Annotated in this window: 16 protein-coding genes; 11 read left to right on the plus strand and 5 right to left on the minus strand. The window is 49.4% G+C overall.

Annotated features, from left to right (window positions below):
- Positions 1 to 364: 364 nt before the first annotated feature.
- From ICT70_RS02050 to ICT70_RS02060, 3 genes are all read right to left on the minus strand, one after another.
- Complete coding sequence (locus ICT70_RS02050) at positions 365 to 673, minus strand: hypothetical protein (RefSeq protein WP_224746753.1); 309 nt, start codon at positions 671 to 673, stop codon at positions 365 to 367.
- A gap of 9 nt (positions 674 to 682) precedes the next feature.
- The gene (locus ICT70_RS02055) at positions 683 to 982 is read right to left on the minus strand and encodes a hypothetical protein (RefSeq protein WP_191153724.1); all 300 of its coding nucleotides are present in this window, start codon (positions 980 to 982) and stop codon (positions 683 to 685) included.
- A gap of 224 nt (positions 983 to 1,206) precedes the next feature.
- The gene (locus tag ICT70_RS02060) at positions 1,207 to 1,857 is read right to left on the minus strand and encodes a hypothetical protein (RefSeq protein WP_191153725.1); all 651 of its coding nucleotides are present in this window, start codon (positions 1,855 to 1,857) and stop codon (positions 1,207 to 1,209) included.
- A gap of 369 nt (positions 1,858 to 2,226) precedes the next feature.
- Here ICT70_RS02060 and ICT70_RS02065 point away from each other — a divergent pair, with 369 nt between their 5' ends.
- Entirely contained in the window at positions 2,227 to 2,847 is a 621-nt protein-coding gene (locus ICT70_RS02065; RefSeq protein ID WP_191153726.1) for a hypothetical protein, read from the plus strand.
- Between the two features lie 331 nt (positions 2,848 to 3,178).
- Here the strand turns inward: ICT70_RS02065 and ICT70_RS02070 are convergent, their stop codons facing one another.
- Positions 3,179 to 3,532: a cupin domain-containing protein gene (locus ICT70_RS02070; RefSeq protein WP_191153727.1), complete on the minus strand. Its 354-nt coding sequence runs from the start codon at positions 3,530 to 3,532 to the stop codon at positions 3,179 to 3,181.
- A 230-nt stretch (positions 3,533 to 3,762) separates the two neighbouring features.
- Here ICT70_RS02070 and ICT70_RS02075 point away from each other — a divergent pair, with 230 nt between their 5' ends.
- The 9 genes from ICT70_RS02075 to ICT70_RS02110 all read left to right on the plus strand — a co-directional run bounded on the left by ICT70_RS02075 (position 3,763) and on the right by ICT70_RS02110 (position 13,020).
- Positions 3,763 to 4,875, plus strand: a complete 1,113-nt coding sequence (locus tag ICT70_RS02075) for a YeeE/YedE family protein (protein WP_224746754.1) — start codon at positions 3,763 to 3,765, stop codon at positions 4,873 to 4,875.
- A 15-nt stretch (positions 4,876 to 4,890) separates the two neighbouring features.
- A complete protein-coding gene (locus ICT70_RS02080) occupies positions 4,891 to 5,166 on the plus strand; it encodes a sulfurtransferase TusA family protein (protein WP_191153729.1) in 276 nt (91 codons plus the stop codon).
- A complete protein-coding gene (locus ICT70_RS02085) occupies positions 5,163 to 7,925 on the plus strand; it encodes a sensor domain-containing protein (RefSeq protein WP_191153730.1) in 2,763 nt (920 codons plus the stop codon). The genes ICT70_RS02080 and ICT70_RS02085 overlap by 4 nt, the downstream gene beginning before the upstream one ends.
- Before the next feature lie 158 nt (positions 7,926 to 8,083).
- Positions 8,084 to 9,778, plus strand: coding sequence for a potassium channel family protein (locus ICT70_RS02090; RefSeq protein WP_191153731.1), 1,695 nt, complete (start codon positions 8,084 to 8,086; stop codon positions 9,776 to 9,778).
- Positions 9,779 to 10,122: 344 nt separating this feature from the next.
- Entirely contained in the window at positions 10,123 to 11,001 is an 879-nt protein-coding gene (locus ICT70_RS02095) for a DUF748 domain-containing protein (protein ID WP_191153732.1), read from the plus strand.
- A gap of 113 nt (positions 11,002 to 11,114) precedes the next feature.
- Positions 11,115 to 11,660, plus strand: coding sequence for a c-type cytochrome (locus tag ICT70_RS02100; protein ID WP_224746755.1), 546 nt, complete (start codon positions 11,115 to 11,117; stop codon positions 11,658 to 11,660).
- 109 nt (positions 11,661 to 11,769) lie between these two features.
- Positions 11,770 to 12,024 (plus strand): GSU3128 family (seleno)protein, encoded by a 255-nt coding sequence (locus ICT70_RS15070; protein WP_272977222.1) that lies wholly within the window; start codon positions 11,770 to 11,772, stop codon positions 12,022 to 12,024.
- A gap of 65 nt (positions 12,025 to 12,089) precedes the next feature.
- A complete protein-coding gene (greB, locus tag ICT70_RS02105; RefSeq protein ID WP_224746756.1) occupies positions 12,090 to 12,587 on the plus strand; it encodes a transcription elongation factor GreB in 498 nt (165 codons plus the stop codon).
- Positions 12,588 to 12,618: 31 nt separating this feature from the next.
- Positions 12,619 to 13,020, plus strand: coding sequence for a hypothetical protein (locus tag ICT70_RS02110; protein ID WP_191153734.1), 402 nt, complete (start codon positions 12,619 to 12,621; stop codon positions 13,018 to 13,020).
- 9 nt (positions 13,021 to 13,029) lie between these two features.
- Here the strand turns inward: ICT70_RS02110 and ICT70_RS02115 are convergent, their stop codons facing one another.
- Positions 13,030 to 13,548, minus strand: a complete 519-nt coding sequence (locus tag ICT70_RS02115) for a shikimate kinase (protein WP_191153735.1) — start codon at positions 13,546 to 13,548, stop codon at positions 13,030 to 13,032.
- A gap of 256 nt (positions 13,549 to 13,804) precedes the next feature.
- On the opposite strand from ICT70_RS02115, the gene typA reads away from it, so the two are divergent.
- Positions 13,805 to 15,619 carry a translational GTPase TypA gene (typA, locus tag ICT70_RS02120; protein WP_191153736.1) on the plus strand — a complete coding sequence of 605 codons (1,815 nt, stop codon included), beginning with the start codon at positions 13,805 to 13,807 and terminating at the stop codon, positions 15,617 to 15,619.
- The last annotated feature ends 2 nt before the right edge of the window (positions 15,620 to 15,621 follow it).

The following is a 15,621-nucleotide window of genomic DNA, read 5'->3' on the forward strand; positions in this document are numbered from 1 at the left end:
TAGTTTCTTCTTTGGAAAGATGAACGAACCAAGACGGACAGGTCACCTGCGCCCTTTTTTGAATATCACGGCGTCACACGAAGTACATTGCCACGCCGGATCATCGTCTTTCACACAGCATCCTCCGAGTACCACTTTCCCCGCCTCTAGGTCGGAATCGAGATCGGAAGAAAATGCTGGAAAACCATAGAGAATGGTTGCGACAGATGGTGTCTTGCAGGCAGTGCACCTTCGGGGTTTCCGTGAGTATTCGTATCGTCTATTCATTGTTTTCCAGCGACCGTTGCAACACACCGGACTGTGGCAAGCGCATCTTCACATAGAAACAGAGGCTTGGGGTGTTGTTAGGGTCACTAACAGGACCTTATCGTATGCGTTTTAGGCTGCCCAGCTCAGTCCGAGCTGAATTTTGCCCGGTCATTGTGTAACGCATAGTGGTGCCTTTTGCTAAGCTATTTAAATATGTTACGAGTACATCGTTGCCTGATTTTTTGTACGAGACTTTGTCGATCATGCCCATGGCTTCGATTTCCCCTTTGCGGAATGTAACAGTCATTGGGACGACGCCGGTCATTTGCCATGTGCCTTCAAGCGGGCCTGGATTACCACCACCACACGCTGCAAGAGTTAAGGCTAGGCAGGTAAAAACGATGAGACGAACAACACCCTGCATGGTTTCTCCTTATGTTCTTGTTGGGTCTAAGCCATAACCTGTTATAGCCGGACCCGTGTAAGAGGATAATTTTACAAGCCTCAGACGGAAAGGACCGTCTTCATATGGAACAATAGCCAGGCGTTGCGATTGACGCTGAATTTTTTGAATCATCAGAAATGTAGAGGGTCCCTGGCCGTTCAGGAATCGTGATCCCATGGAGATGTGTAACTCTTCCTTTCCGTCGGCAGGCCATTCGTCGTCAGGGATGTTGATCACGTTAATCAGGCGTTGAATTAAATCCTGCTTTTGAGGGTCGATGGTTTTCATAAGGTCGATACCGAATACGTTGCGTTGTTCGTGTTGGGGACTATTTTGCTCAGCGTAGAGACCATAGCAGAAACTCTTTCGAACACTACTGTCCCCCCCCTTCATTCCCAATCCCGGCAAGACCGCAAACAGAAAAATGTAGGAAAGTCCCGGCGCTGTTGTCGTGTGAGCCACAGGATAAATCGCGGCTCGTTCCTCGCGCTATCTATTCTTATTGTTAGATTTCATTCGCACGGTTCTACCGGAATAAACATGAAGCTTAAGCCCGTTTCGACGGCTCGCCATGCGAAATCATAATTACCCTTCAATGTGATGGGCGGCCCGTATGGATTTTGAGTCCGATAGACTAGCTCGGTGCCAGTTCTATAACTTCGTCCCTCTCGGAAGTCGAAGTCTTTAGTATCCTTCGAAAAGTTTTGGTGCTTAATGTAGTGAGGGTGGTCGGTGGCCACTAGTAGAAAACCGACGTCTACAAAGTCGCCATAACGCTCGAGATTATTGAGATCTTTAAAAACATCATACCGATTGTTTGGCTCACGGTGATTTTCTTTCTTGAAGTACTTGAGCTCGATCGCGCAAGAATGTTTCTCTCCGCTTTTGACGTTTTCCAAAGAAAACCAAATATCGATTTTCGCTTTCTCAGTTCTGCTCTTGGCAAATGTCCTGCCGCTCAGTCTCACATTTTTCTCGAGTTCGATATTAAATCGCTCATCTGGCGTTTCCTCGTAGAGCTCGCCAAGTGTTTTCAAGATTGCTGCAAACTGTAACTGCAAGGAAGCTTCATTAGATACTTCAATACGCTGCCCTGTGATTTTTCCGCACAGGCGATCATAGGCTACTTCGACGATCTGCTTGATCCTCGCGTCATGATTCATGTGATTCAATTCCGGTGCAATCTAACCTGTTAATATACGGACCCTTATACGATGACAAATCCGGGCGTCCTTGTCAGTATAAAAAGTATCCCGAAATACACCCCTGACTGAATAAAGAGATACATCACTCTCAAAACCTAGAGCATTATACTCACTCCATCTGAAATATATCTGACTGATACCAAATTAGGAGAAAATAAATTATTCCTGATGCACTCCGGAAGCCTTGGCCGGAAATGTTTGTCAATAACCATTTTTGATGGTCTAAATTTTGTACACGATCGAAATATCAGGTTTATTTATTTTTTGTCTTCACGCACGTACTCTATTTCCAGTGAACAGCACCTTTTGAGAATAGGAGTAGGCGTGATGAATCGTATTAAAACTGACTGGGAAACCATATCAAGACACTACCGGGCAGGGTGCCGGTCACTCCGCGACATTGGCAATGAGTACGGCATATCCGAGGCCGCTATCAGGAAAAGAGCAAAGAAGGAGGGCTGGCCACGCGACTTGTCGGAGCAGATCAAAGCCAAGGCTACCGAGAAGGTACGCATTGAGGCGGTGCGCGGTGGTACGCAAGGTGCGTCCGAACGTACCATTATCGAGGCCGAATCAGACATCCAAAGCCGAGTAGCTCTATCTCATCGCAAAGATATACCGCAAAAGCGTGAGCTGGTAGCTAAGCTGTTTGCTGAGATCGAAGCCATGACTGACAACAAAGAGTTATTCGAGACGCTGCAGGAAGCCCTGGCGAATGACGATGCCAAAGCACTGTCGCAAGCGGTTAATAAAGTTGTATCGCTGCCGCAACGGATCAAGGGAACAGCTGACCTGGTCAACGCCTACAGGACATTGATCATGCTGGAGCGTGAAGCCTTCGGGATTAACGACGACGCTGGATCCTCCGAAGACGCCCTGGCCAATCTCATCAAGAAGGTGCAGGCCCGGCGAGTGGATCTCGTGCAGGTAGCAAGGAGTAGTCGCTGATTAAGGCTGACAATCATTATAGCCTTCCCAATCTGAGACTGATGACCACGTTGTAGAAAACTACTTGTCACATACCCCTCCAGGGTGAGTTCCGGATCAGTTACGTCAAAGATGTGCATAGGGATAGCTTTAGGGATGCAAAATAATTGATATTTTTTAAAGTGTAGCAAATCAAGTTGTTTAGGGCTTCAATTGGATTCTCGTCCCGGCACCATCTTAAAAAAAAGGGAAGTCATCCTATCGAGCTGACTTCCCTTTTTTTTATATCAGGATTCAAGGCGTTGGGGCCTATGTCGGTAACGGATCTTCCAGGGGGGGCAAATCTCCTTTATTATCCAATGACCGGTGGTTTCACCACCGTCAGCAGCATCTTGAACGGTTTAACGGCATCAACCGCGTGGGGAATGTTGGCCGGCATGATGATCATTTGGCCGCTACTTACGAAAAACTTATCGCTGCCGATGGTGATTTGTGCTTCACCGTCAAGAACCTGAATCATGGCATCTCCGGTGGAAGCGTGGCTGCTGATACCTTCGCCGGCGGCAAAGGCAAACAGGGTGAGGGTCAGGTAGTCATTCTGTGCGAGGGTGCGGCTGACGACTTTTTGTTCGGCATACTCAATCAGTTCGGTCGTCGTCAGGACTTCGCTCTTGGCAATGTTTTTGATGAGTTCCGTTGTTGTCATGATGTACTCCTTGTTGATGTGGGTAGTTTCCGCGTCACTTGAGTCCCATGTTAGAGTCTTATGCTTGTTCAAACCTTGATATGGATCAAAAGAGACAGGTAATTTTCTCTGCGGCAACAATTCCGATAGGCACAAATCTGCTTGCCAATCGCGCTATTGTTCGGTAGAGTGTGATTATATTTTTCTTATCTAATTAATGAAAACTACTAAAACGATTGTGAAGGTATGGTTTGGAAAATGCGACGCTCATCACGCTGATTTCTTTAGGGCTGGGTCTTCTTAGTGGTGTTGTTTTGCATCGCTCTGATTTTTGCCTCGCCGGCGCCATCCGCGATATATTTCTGTTTCGTCAGAGCCCTCTGTTTCCCAGTCTGGTTCTGCTGATCACGTTAAATATGGTTTTTATCGAGATTGCGCGCTTAAGTGGCTTTCTTGACTATCAGTTGCCTTCTTCCCTGTATGGTTTGCCGGCGCTGACGACCCTTCTGGGTGGTATCTTATTTGGTGTCGGAATGGTGCTGGCCGGCGGTTGTGTTGTTGGTGTTCTTTATAAATTCGGCGCTGGAAGCGTATCTGCTCTGGTCACTATCCTGGGAATGATGTTGGGTAGTATCGTTTATGTCGGGTTCCATCCTTACTGGAAATATCTGTCTGATAAAACCCGTTTAAGTGAAGCCGCTACCCTGCCGCAGTTGTTGGTGGTGAACCAGACTCTGGTTTTGCTGATCACTGTTTTCGTTTTGTCTTTAGTGATTTTGCGGTGGTATAGACAGGGGGTGCTGGTGCGCCCCTCTTTTGTTCGCGGCTACTTGCAGCCCTGGATTGCCGGTGTGTTGCTGGCCATGATTACCCTTGTCTCTTTTGCTGTGGTCGGTATGCCCCTGGGAATTACCACCAGTTATTCAAAGGCGGGGGCTTTTATTGCTCAATTCTTTGCTCCGGTCTGGGTCGCTTCACAGGACTTTCTGCAGGCCCGTGGGTTCAACTACTATTCACCACTGGCAGATAGCATGTTACGTGCCGGACCCGGCCCCTACTTTGATGGGTTAGCACTGGTTCAGTTTCCTTTGATTGGTGGTATTATTCTGGGGGCGTTTATCTCCAGCGTGCAGTTGAAAAAGTTCTCCGTTCATTGGAGGGTGCCGGTCATCCAGCTGTTTTCAGCTTTGATTGGCGGCATCCTGCTGGGGATGGCGTCGCGCATGAGTCCGGCTTGTAACGTCTGGCATCTGCTGGGTGGGATTCCGCTACTGTCACTCCAAAGTTTGTTGTTTTTCGGGGGCCTTTTTCCGGGGGCCTGGATCGGAACGCGCTTGTTGACGCGGTTTGTAGTTCGGGCTTAAAAAAGGAGGTTGTTTATGTCTGCCGATACTCCCTCAACTGTTCTGGTCGATGTACGCGGTTTTGTCTGTCCGTCGTCTCTGCTGGTTGCCTTGCGGGAGTTGAACAAGTATCGTGAGGCTTTGCGAAAAGATCATTTCATCATTGAGTTGATGGTCGATAATCATGATTCAACCAACCGCATCTGTGGTGCAGTAAAAAGTATGGGATACGATTTTGCGGTGACCGACAGGGATAATAGCTATTGCATTGCCGTTTACCGAGCCCGGACCCTGAAAGACGCTGATTTATGAAGGTTTCTCCAGAAACAGCTGAATCAGGAGTGGAAAATCTTCCATTCTCTGATCTGCAGCAGCAATTGCAGGTTGTTAAGCAGCAACTGTCCGGGTTGTCCCAAGAAAAAGAACAATGGCTGCAACGCGAGCAGGATCTCTACCGTTATATTCGCCTTAAAACCAACAATATGCTGGAAGTTATCGGTACCTTACCGTTAGCGGCTGAGGAACTTGATGATGATCGCCTGCTATCGATCGATCCGATTGGCATTGTCACCGATTCTTTTCATCAGGTCCTCGATAACCTGAAACAGACCAACGCCGAACTATCCCTGGCTAAAGAAGAAATTCAGGCCATCTTTAACGCCTCTGGTGCCGGGATTATGGTGGTTGATGCGGCTTTGCGCCTGCGGGCCTATAACAACCGGGGGAAAGACCTGTTTTTCCCCTCGGTTGAGGAGGTCGTTGGGGTAAATTTCAGGGAACTGGTCTGTCATCGTCGCCAGTCTACTGGGGAGTGTCTGTTTGATAAGGTTCTGCAGGATGGTGACGTCGCCGAGGAAAGCGATTTTACCATTGATGACCGCTTTTATCATGTTGTTGCTACGCCGATTCATGACCTCGCCGGACAGATTGCCTATATTATTCTGATCTATACCGATATTACCCAGCTTAAACGGCAGGAGACCGCACTTAAAGAGGCAGAATTACGCCTGCGTGCTATTCTCAATGGGACCCCGGCAGCGATTACCCTGATTGATCCTACAACCCATCGGATTGTTTTTGCCAACCAGACCCTGGCTGACATGATTGGGGGGCAACTCCAGGAGATTGAAGGGCACATCTGCCACAAATTCATCTGTCCGCGCGAGGAGGGTCAATGTCCGATTACTGATCTGGGTGAGACGATCGACAAATCTGAACGTAGACTTGTTCGCCTGGACGGCACCATTCTGCCGATTATCAAGACGGTAACAAAGATTGAACTGGAGGGGCAGATCCTGCTGCTCGAGAGTTTCGTTGATATTTCGGCACTTAAAGATGAGCAACAACGCCGCAAGGAAAGCGAGGAGCGCTATCGCACCCTCTATTCAACCATGCGCGAAGGCGTTGCACAGTTTAAGATGCTTTACTCAGCAGATGGTGTTCCCAGTAGTTATGAATTTGTCGACGTGAATCCGGCCTTTGAAAAGATTTTTTCAGTGGCGGCAAGGCAGGTCGTCGGGCGCTCTGCTGAGGATATCTTTGCCGTAGTTGATGCTGTGCCCTTTGGGTTGGAATGTTTTACTCGCGTTGTACGCGAACAGGTGTCCAGTGAGTTTGAATATGAATTCAGTGAACTGAATAAAACCCTCAGAATCTCAGCTGCACCGACTTCGTCGGGCTGTTTTTCCGCTCTTTTTGAGGATATCACTCAACGTAAAAAGGATGAGGCCCGTATTGCTCACATGGCTTATTTTGATGCCCTGACGGACCTGCCCAACCGTCTGCTGCTCAAAGATCGTCTGAACCAGATGCTGACCCGGGCGCAGCGCAACAACAAACAACTGGCCCTGTTTTTTCTGGATCTTGATCATTTTAAACGGGTGAATGATACCTTTGGTCATGATGTTGGTGATCAGCTGTTAAAGATTGTCGCCGACCGATTGAAAAATGCTCTGCGTCATTGTGACTCAGTGTGCCGACTCGGGGGGGACGAGTTCGTTGTTCTTAGTGACATGATTTCGTGCCAGAATGATGCGGTTAAACTGGCCGAAAAAATTCATGCAACCTTAAAAGACCCCCTGGTTCTGAGAAACAAGGAGATTTTTGTTACCACCAGTATCGGTATCGCCATGTATCCCGCCGATGGTGATGACCCAGATACCCTGATTAAAAATGCCGATGCCGCTATGTATCAATCCAAGGATGGTGGTCGCGATGAATTTCGTTTTTACTCTTCGAACGCCAATGCTCAGGCTTTGGAGCGGCTGCTTCTGGCGAACGATCTGCGTAAAGCTCTTGATCATGAGGAGTTTTATCTGGTTTACCAACCGCAAATCGATTTGGATAAAGGCCAGATCATTGGTGTTGAGGCCTTGCTGCGCTGGAACCACCCGGTGTTGGGACATCTGTCACCGGCTCAGTTTATCCCTCTGGCCGAAGAGACCGGGTTGATTTTACCCATTGGTCGCTGGGTGCTATTAACCGCCTGCCGCCAAATCAGGGAGCTTCAGCAGCTCAGTGGGGTACGGCTGCGTCTGGCGGTCAACCTGTCTGCCAAACAGTTCCGCGATGTTGGTCTGGTTTCCTCCATTCGTGAGTTGCTCGCTGATATCGGTCTTGAAACGGACCTGCTCGAACTGGAGATAACCGAAAGTACCTTGATGGATAATATCGATAACGCCACCAGAACCCTTCACAGCTTGCGGGAAATGGGGCTGACCTTGGCGATTGATGATTTTGGTACCGGCTACAGTTCCCTTAGTTATCTCCATCATTTTCCCCTCCAGCGTTTAAAAGTGGATAAGACCTTCGTCCGGCGCTTGAGTACCCATCCGGAAGATTCAGCCATTACCGAGGCGATTATCGTGATGGCGCATACCATGGGGATCAAGGTCGTTGCCGAGGGGATAGAAAACAAGCAGGAACTTGAGTTTCTTGTCTCAAAAAACTGTGATGAAGCACAGGGTTTCTATTTCAGCCGCCCCCTGACAATGTCACAACTGACGGAAAAAATTAAAGACAACGAATCGGTCCAAGCGTTTTGTTTTTTTGCCGCCGGTGATCAACCTTAGATATCAAGGTCACTGCTCCGGTATGATTCTCCCTCAGCCCCAAAGCCTTTTGCCAAAACTTGCCTTCCCGCTGAAATTCCGCTAAAAATTTCCTTTGTTCCTTTTTTTTATAAAAATTAAGATGTAACAATCTTTTGCCCTGGATGGATTGAACCTTTATGAAATTACCTGTTAACGAGTTTGCTTTTTTTCTGCGCGGTCAAGCGCGAAAAAATCTCAAACTGCTTGTTCTTTACTGTTTTTTTCTGTTTTTAATGGTGATGACCTACGCCGCGCTGTTCACGGTGTTGATGGAGTCTCTCGAGGGACGCCACTATTCCTTTTTTACCGGGGTCTATTGGACCATTATCACCATGAGTACTTTGGGGTATGGCGACTATGTATTTAGTACCGATCCCGGTCACATCTTTTCTGCTCTGGTCACCCTTTCCGGGGTGGTTTTTATGTTGATTCTGTTGCCGTTCGGCATGGTCAGTCTGTTTCTCGCCCCCTGGATTGAACAACGCCTGCGCTATCGCCCCAAAACCCAATTACATACTGATTACAGCGATCATGTGATTATTTTTGGTTATGACAGTATTACCCGTGCCTTGACCCGTAAACTGATTTCGCACCATACCCCTTATGTGATCGTCACCTCGGATCAGGATGAAGCAATCCAGCTCGAAGAGGAGGGGCTGCATGTTGTTTTTGGTCGTCCCACCAATGTGACCTTTTTAAAAAACATTCAGGTCGCCAACGCTCGCCACGTGGTTGCCAATCTGAGCGATCCACTGAATACCAACATCTGCCTGACGATTCGTTCCTTTTGCGATACACCGATTGCTACCATGGTAGATGAACCGGAACGTACCGATTTATTGCGGCTGGCCGGCGCCAACCGGGCCATTCCCCTCAAGCGGATACTCGGAAGCTATCTCGCGTCGCGCGCTACCACCCTGGGGGCGATGGCCCATATCCTTGACGCATTTGGCAAGCTGTTGATTGCTGAAATGCCGGTTAAATCGACCCCCTTTGTTGGCCAGACTCTGGCCGAAGCAAAAATTCGTCAGCAGACCGGACTGGCGGTCATCGGTTTGTGGGAGCGGGGCACCTTTACCATCCCCGAAGCCGGCAGCGTTCTCTCCCCGCTGGCGCTGATGGTTTTGGCCGGAACCCGTGAGCAACTCCATGCCCTTGAAGAAATTACCGACGAAAAGGACAAGACGGATCTGGTGATGGTGCTCGGCCACGGACGCATCGGCTGCAGTGCTGCCAGGTATCTGGAACGGCGCTCTATCCCTTTTGTCATTATCGATCGCACCAATAACCTCGAATGCATGGACCATATTACCGTTATCGGCGATGCAACCAGCCGCCATCTGTTAATGGAATCGGGGATTGAGGATGCCAAAGGTCTGATTGTGACGACCAACGATGACAGCACCAACATTTTTCTGACCCTTGCCAGTCGCCGTCAACGTCCCCATATGCGCATTGTTGCACGCTCCAATCAGGAAGAAAATGTTGATCAACTCTACGCTGCCGGTGCTGATTTTGTTATATCCAATGCATCAGTCGGAGCCAATATCCTTAATAATGTCCTCGAAGGCAAGGAAACCATTTTCCTTACTGAGGGGATTGATGTCTTTCGCGCGCCCCTGCCGTCAACGCTGGTGGGTTTGAGTATCGCCGAATCCCAGATTCGTCCCAAAACCGGTTGTTCCATTGTCGCACTGGAGTTGCCGGAATCCATTGATCCGATTGTCTCTCCGCCCCCGGAAACGATATTGGTAGAGGGAATGGGATTAATCTTGATCGGCAGCCCGGAAGAGGAAGAAAACTTTGGTCATAAATTCAGGAAAAATTCCTGAAAATGTTGTCTTCTCTCGGTTTTGTCCCGATTAGTGTTATAATTGCACGCGAACTTATTTTTATAAGGAGTCTGTATGACAGGAGTTGATGAGCACGAATGTAAAGATCCCGGTTCACATTGGATGCATATTTGCCAACTGCGCCGCGAGGGCCGTCACGAGGATGCCAATGCTCTGATGGCAAATCCTGGACAGACCTGCCTTAATTGTAATGCGGTGGCTCGTTACGCCAAAAATCTTTGTAACCCAAGTTCATTCTCACGCGTTTAGAGACCTGCTCGTTCATTTTCTGATGATCAGATAGAACGTAGTATGTTTCTGGTGGTTTTTTTTCGGAGGGATTCATGAAGATGTTGGTTAAATTGATTGGGCTGGTGCTGGTTCTGTTCTTGGTTGCCGGGGCAGCAGTCGTGTATTTCGGCGATACCCTGGTGCAAAAGGGGATCGAGAAGGGTGGAGAGACTGCCCTTGGGGTTCCTACCCGGGTTGGCAACGTCGACCTATCCCTGACTGGAGGGGAAGCGACGATGAACCAACTGACAATTGCCAATCCTCCCGGATTTACAGCGCAACAGTTCCTTGTGCTTGGTCAGGCCAATATGGCGGTATCACTGAACTCCCTGCTGAGCGATACGGTGACGATCCCACGGATTGCAATCAGTGGCATACGCGTTAATCTCGAACAAAAGGGGGAAAGGAATAACGTCAAACCGTTACTGGAGAGAGCACGCAGTCTGGCCGGGGAGGGTAGCAAAACAACGGATGTCCCGGCATCGGCGAGCAAAGAAGGCGGCAAAAAGTTCATTGTTACCCACTTTTCTCTTGATGATGTTCAGGTCAATGCCAATCTCGAGGCCTTTGGCCAGAATTCGTCATTAAATCTGGTTTTGCCGAAAATTGAACTGCGTAACCTGGGGGATGAGCAGGGTGGACTGACCATGCCGGAACTGATAGAAAAAGTGGTACAGGTGATTCTGGAGAGCGCCCAAAAAAGTTCAGGGCAGTTGTCCCCCGCTCTGGCACGTTTGCTTTCAGGGGAACTTAGTGATCTGCAGTCGCTGCAATCAGGGGTGATCGATCGCGCACGCCGGCAGGTTGACAGTTTGACCGGTGATCTTGAAGAGAGGCTACAGCTCAATGTTCCCGAAGAAGATAAAAAAATGATCGAGGAACGGGCGGGAAATCTGATCAAGGGGCTCAGTGACCGTTTGGGCGGCAATTGAGATAGGTGGTAGTGTTGGTCTGAATCTGGTAGCTTTCCCGATATGTTCAGGAAAGTTACGTAACGCCTGAGATGGTGATGCGTTATTCATTATTTATTACAAGGAGACGTAAAATGAAAAAGTTCATCGTTCTGGTTTTTATCGCTTTATTTATGGTTGCCTGCAGCAACGACTCTACCGAGACAACGCAGTCCCCTGCACCGGCATCAAAACCTGCTGAAGATACAATACAGCGGGCAACAGATACGGTTCAAAAAACTGCTGATCAGGTGGTGGAAAAGGGTCAGGAACTCAAAGATGAGGCGGTACAGTATGTAGGCAAGGCATCTGAAACTGTTGCTGCCAAGTCCGAAGAACTTCAGGCCGGTGCGGAAAAACTTGCACAGCAGGGTAGTGATCGCTTGGCCGCTTTGGTCCCTACTGCAGCAACCTTCGATAAGGGACGTTCAATTTATCAGCAAAGCTGCCGCAGTTGTCATGATTCCGGCATTATGGGGGCCCCCAAGATCGGGCACGAACGCTACAGTGCGGACATCGAAAGATTGGTTGCGAACAGCATCAAAGGGATAGGTCGCATGCCGGCACGTGGCGGCAATCGAAATTTAAGCGATGAGGATGTGCGCGCTGCCGTTTTGTATATGGTTGAAGAGAGCAAATAACCTGCGATAAATAAACCCAATGTTCACAAGGTTGGTTCACTGTGGGAACCCAAGCTCTTCTGTTTTTATTGAGGGGCTTGGGTTTTTATTGCATCTAAAGGAGGTGCAGATGACTATCCGCAAGAAGTTTTTTGATTTTGACTATCCGGAAGTTCTTGATATGAAAACCCGTGAGTTGATTCGCGTCGCCTGTGCTATCGCGGTGCAATGTCCTGACTGACTCAAAAAACACTTCGCGGTCGCGAAGGAGCATGGAGCCAGTGAGGATGAACTGCTGGAAAGTATGGCTTATGGTATGATGGCCCCGGGTGGCAAGGCGAAAAATTTTGCCAAGTCGATGTTGGAAGAGCTGGATCTGAAATAAATAAACGAGCCCGCCCCATGCAGCAGGCTATTACTAGCCTTATGCTTTTGCTTGAAATCTGGAAGATGAACGAACTGCGAAAAAATTATATGACCCCCGGCTGTGCCGAACGACTGCGTGGGGAGTTAAAACAGCTGCTGTATCAGGAGCGTCCGCAGATGGTGGAAACCGTGGCGTGGGCTGCCTCCAATGGTGATCGCTCGGAAAACGCAGATTATCATTATGGCAAAAAACGCTTGCGGGAAATCGATCGGCGGATCCGTTTTATCACCGGTCAGCTAGACAGCGCGATCATCGTTGATCCCCTCGAGCAGGGGAAAAATGCCGGCGATCGGGTGCTTTTTGGAGCAACGGTCACGGTGGAAAATGGCGATGGTGAGCAACGCTGTCTGAGTCTGGTCGGTGGTGATGAAATGGATGCAAGCCGCGGTCGTATCAGTTGGTTCTCTCCGGTCGGCAAGGCGCTTTTAGGCGCCCGCGAAGGAGATGAAGTAACCGTTCAGACCCCTGGCGGGCGGGAAGAGCTTGACATTGTCCGGGTGGAATATTGCCCTCTTGATTAATGCCGAGCAAAAATTATCAGGGAGCAGGATCATGACACAGAATAATCTAAAAAAAATCAGCGTGGTTATCTATCAGCGGAACTACCTGGCCGAAAAATGGCGGCAGCTGGTTAACCAGACGGAACTGGACGCTCTTTTTGTCGAGTTGAGCCAGGAGTTAACGCCCTTGGGGTTCGATTTTTCCCTGGTTAACGTGTCGGATGTGACCATGGATATCAAGGGGTACGGCGACTTGCTTAATAGCGTTCGGTTAAGCTGCCCTGCCCATGGGATCGGCAACATATGTCTTGGCCATGTGATCGGCGCCAGTCAACATCTCAACCTGGCTGAAGATGTACGGCGTGGGGTCAATCGGGTGTGTTTTGCCCCGGAAACCATTGAGCCACAAGGCAGCGACAAGGTTGTCTGTCACAATTGCGGTTGTGGCTGTTAGCAGGGCAGACTAATAGGAGTCAGAAGTCATCAGGTTGATAATTGTGTCAACAACCTGATCAATTGTTTGGCCGCTGGTGGGGATTTGAGGAAACTGGCGATATACCGATTCGCGTTCCCGTAATAGTTGGTTAATTTGTTCCAGTGGATTGGACTGTTGCAACAGCGGGCGAATCTGCCCCTGTTTTTTTACACGGTTCAGAATGTCCTGTGGCGTTGCCGTCAGACAAAAGATGCGGCCGCTTTGTTGTAATGCGCTGATGTTTTCCTGATTGGTAAAGAACCCCCCCCCGGTGGCAATAACCAGGTCGTGACGAGCGGCCAGTTCCCGTGCCAGGTCAGCCTCCATCAGCCGAAAAGCCGCTTCCCCTTGCCGGGCGAAGATCTCACTGATCCGGCAGTTGGTGCGTTGTTCAATCACCTGATCGGTATCGATAAGGGTTGCCCCGAGCCGTGCCGCCAGAGCCCGTCCAACGGTGCTTTTGCCGGAGCCCATAAAGCCGGTAAGAATGATGTTGGTTTGTGACATGATTTTTCCGCTTGGCGAAGGGGCATACGGCTACAGAACATAAGAAGTTGAGGCCGGATAGTCAAGGTTTTATGTGTCTGTTCCGCACCGGATCCAATGGCCCCGCGCAAGGATAGTGCTGAATTGTTACAGTTTTATAAAGATATTCGTGTTAACAGGTAGATAGGTCGTTTAATAATTTATCTTGGATTGCTTATCCTTTTCTGCCATAATCGCGCTCTTTTGCTGGAAAATCACGATTTATAAGGGATTTAGAATGATTGAAAATATCCGTAACATTGCCATTATCGCTCACGTTGATCACGGTAAAACCACCTTGGTGGATGCCATGCTGGTACAATCGGGGGTGTTCCGCGAACACCAGGTTATTACCGAACGGGTCATGGACAGTAATGACCTGGAAAAAGAGCGTGGCATCACGATCTTGTCGAAAAATCTGGCGGTGCAACGTGGCGACCTGAAGATCAACATCGTTGATACTCCTGGCCACGCCGATTTTGGCGGTGAAGTTGAGCGCATCCTCAAAATGGTTGATTCGGTATTGTTGTTGGTCGATGCCTTTGATGGACCCATGCCGCAAACCCGTTTCGTGTTGAAGAAATCTCTTGATCTGGGGATCAAACCGATTGTGGTTATCAACAAGATCGATCGCCCCGGCGCGCGTCCCGAAGCTGTTGTCGATATGGTCTTCGACCTGTTCTGCGAACTTAACGCCAATGAGCATCAGCTTGATTTCCCCATTGTTTATGCCAGTGCCAAGTTTGGAATCGCCAAGGCGTCATTGGCCGATGAATCTGATAACCTCGATCCTCTGTTTGATATGATTCGTAAACGTGTCGATCCTCCGGCCGGTGATCCCTCAGCACCCTTTCAGATGCTGATCAGCAGCATTGACTATAATAAGTTTATCGGCCGTACCGCGACCGGTAAGATCGCTAATGGGACCGTTCATGCCGGTGAGTCGGTGGCGCGGATTGACCGCGATGGCAAGGTGACCTATGGCCGTGTTTCCAAGTTGCTCGGTTACCAGGGGCTGCAACAGGTGGAAATAGGTGAGGCTAGTGCCGGGGATATCGTCACGGTTGCCGGTTTTGAGGAAATGGGGATCAGTGAAACCCTGGCTGATGCTGAAAATCCCCAAGCCATGCCCTATATCGCCATCGATGAGCCGACCCTGTCGATGAACTTTATCGTTAACAATTCCCCTTTTGCCGGTCGTGAAGGTAAATGGGTCACTTCGCGCAACATTCGTGAACGTTTGACGAAAGAACTGCGGACCAATGTGTCGTTGCGGGTTGAAGATACCGCCAGTACCGACACCTTTAAAGTGTCGGGGCGTGGGGAACTGCATCTGTCGATCCTGATTGAGAACATGCGCCGTGAGGGGTTTGAACTTTCGGTCTCCAAACCGGAGGTTATTTTCCGTGAAGTTGACGGTGAACGCAATGAACCGATCGAGTACCTCGCCATCGATGTCCCCGAGGAATATCAGGGGACAGTGATTGAAAAGCTTGGCCGCCGCAAGGCGGAAATGACGTCCATGCAGACCATGGAAGGCACCAACCGGATTGAGTTTCTTATCCCTGCCCGCGGGCTTATCGGTTTTCGTACCGAGTTTATGACGGATACCCGTGGCACCGGGGTGATGAATCACAGTTTCCACAGCTATGCTCCCTACAAAGGTCCGATCGAGGGACGAAAAAACGGTGTGCTGATCGCCATGGAGGCGGGCGAAACCGTGGCTTACTCGCTGTTTAACCTGCAGGACCGGGGGATTTTATTTGTTGGTCCCGGGGTGCAGGTGTACGAAGGGATGATCATTGGTCAGCATGCCCGTGAAAATGATCTGGTGGTTAATGCCTGCAGAGGGAAGAAGTTGACCAATGTGCGGGCCTCAGGGAGTGATGAGGCCGTGCGTATCATACCACCAAGAAATTTGTCCCTGGAGCAGGCGCTGGAATATATTGATGACGATGAGTTGGTGGAAATTACCCCAAAATCGCTCCGTTTGCGCAAGCGCTATCTGGATGCTAATGAACGTAAACGCATGGAGAAGCAGTCAGGAAAGTAGCT

It is taken from the genome of Pelovirga terrestris (assembly GCF_014773365.1).
In the GTDB taxonomy this organism is placed as follows: Bacteria; Desulfobacterota; Desulfuromonadia; order Desulfuromonadales; family Geopsychrobacteraceae; genus Pelovirga; species Pelovirga terrestris.

Excerpts from the sequence above, each read along its gene's own strand:
- ICT70_RS02115 (WP_191153735.1), bottom strand. The coding sequence starts at position 13,548 with ATGTCACAAACCAACATCATTCTTACCGGCTTTATGGGCTCCGGCAAA.
- ICT70_RS02065 (WP_191153726.1), top strand. The coding sequence starts at position 2,227 with ATGAATCGTATTAAAACTGACTGGGAAACCATATCAAGACACTACCGG.
- ICT70_RS02090 (WP_191153731.1), top strand. The coding sequence starts at position 8,084 with ATGAAATTACCTGTTAACGAGTTTGCTTTTTTTCTGCGCGGTCAAGCG.
- ICT70_RS02050 (WP_224746753.1), bottom strand. The coding sequence starts at position 673 with ATGCAGGGTGTTGTTCGTCTCATCGTTTTTACCTGCCTAGCCTTAACT.
- ICT70_RS02060 (WP_191153725.1), bottom strand. The coding sequence starts at position 1,857 with ATGAATCATGACGCGAGGATCAAGCAGATCGTCGAAGTAGCCTATGAT.
- ICT70_RS02095 (WP_191153732.1), top strand. The coding sequence starts at position 10,123 with ATGAAGATGTTGGTTAAATTGATTGGGCTGGTGCTGGTTCTGTTCTTG.
- ICT70_RS02055 (WP_191153724.1), bottom strand. The coding sequence starts at position 982 with ATGAAAACCATCGACCCTCAAAAGCAGGATTTAATTCAACGCCTGATT.
- ICT70_RS02080 (WP_191153729.1), top strand. The coding sequence starts at position 4,891 with ATGTCTGCCGATACTCCCTCAACTGTTCTGGTCGATGTACGCGGTTTT.
- ICT70_RS02110 (WP_191153734.1), top strand. The coding sequence starts at position 12,619 with ATGACACAGAATAATCTAAAAAAAATCAGCGTGGTTATCTATCAGCGG.
- ICT70_RS02070 (WP_191153727.1), bottom strand. The coding sequence starts at position 3,532 with ATGACAACAACGGAACTCATCAAAAACATTGCCAAGAGCGAAGTCCTG.
- ICT70_RS02085 (WP_191153730.1), top strand. The coding sequence starts at position 5,163 with ATGAAGGTTTCTCCAGAAACAGCTGAATCAGGAGTGGAAAATCTTCCA.
- greB (WP_224746756.1), top strand. The coding sequence starts at position 12,090 with ATGAACGAACTGCGAAAAAATTATATGACCCCCGGCTGTGCCGAACGA.
- typA (WP_191153736.1), top strand. The coding sequence starts at position 13,805 with ATGATTGAAAATATCCGTAACATTGCCATTATCGCTCACGTTGATCAC.
- ICT70_RS02100 (WP_224746755.1), top strand. The coding sequence starts at position 11,115 with ATGAAAAAGTTCATCGTTCTGGTTTTTATCGCTTTATTTATGGTTGCC.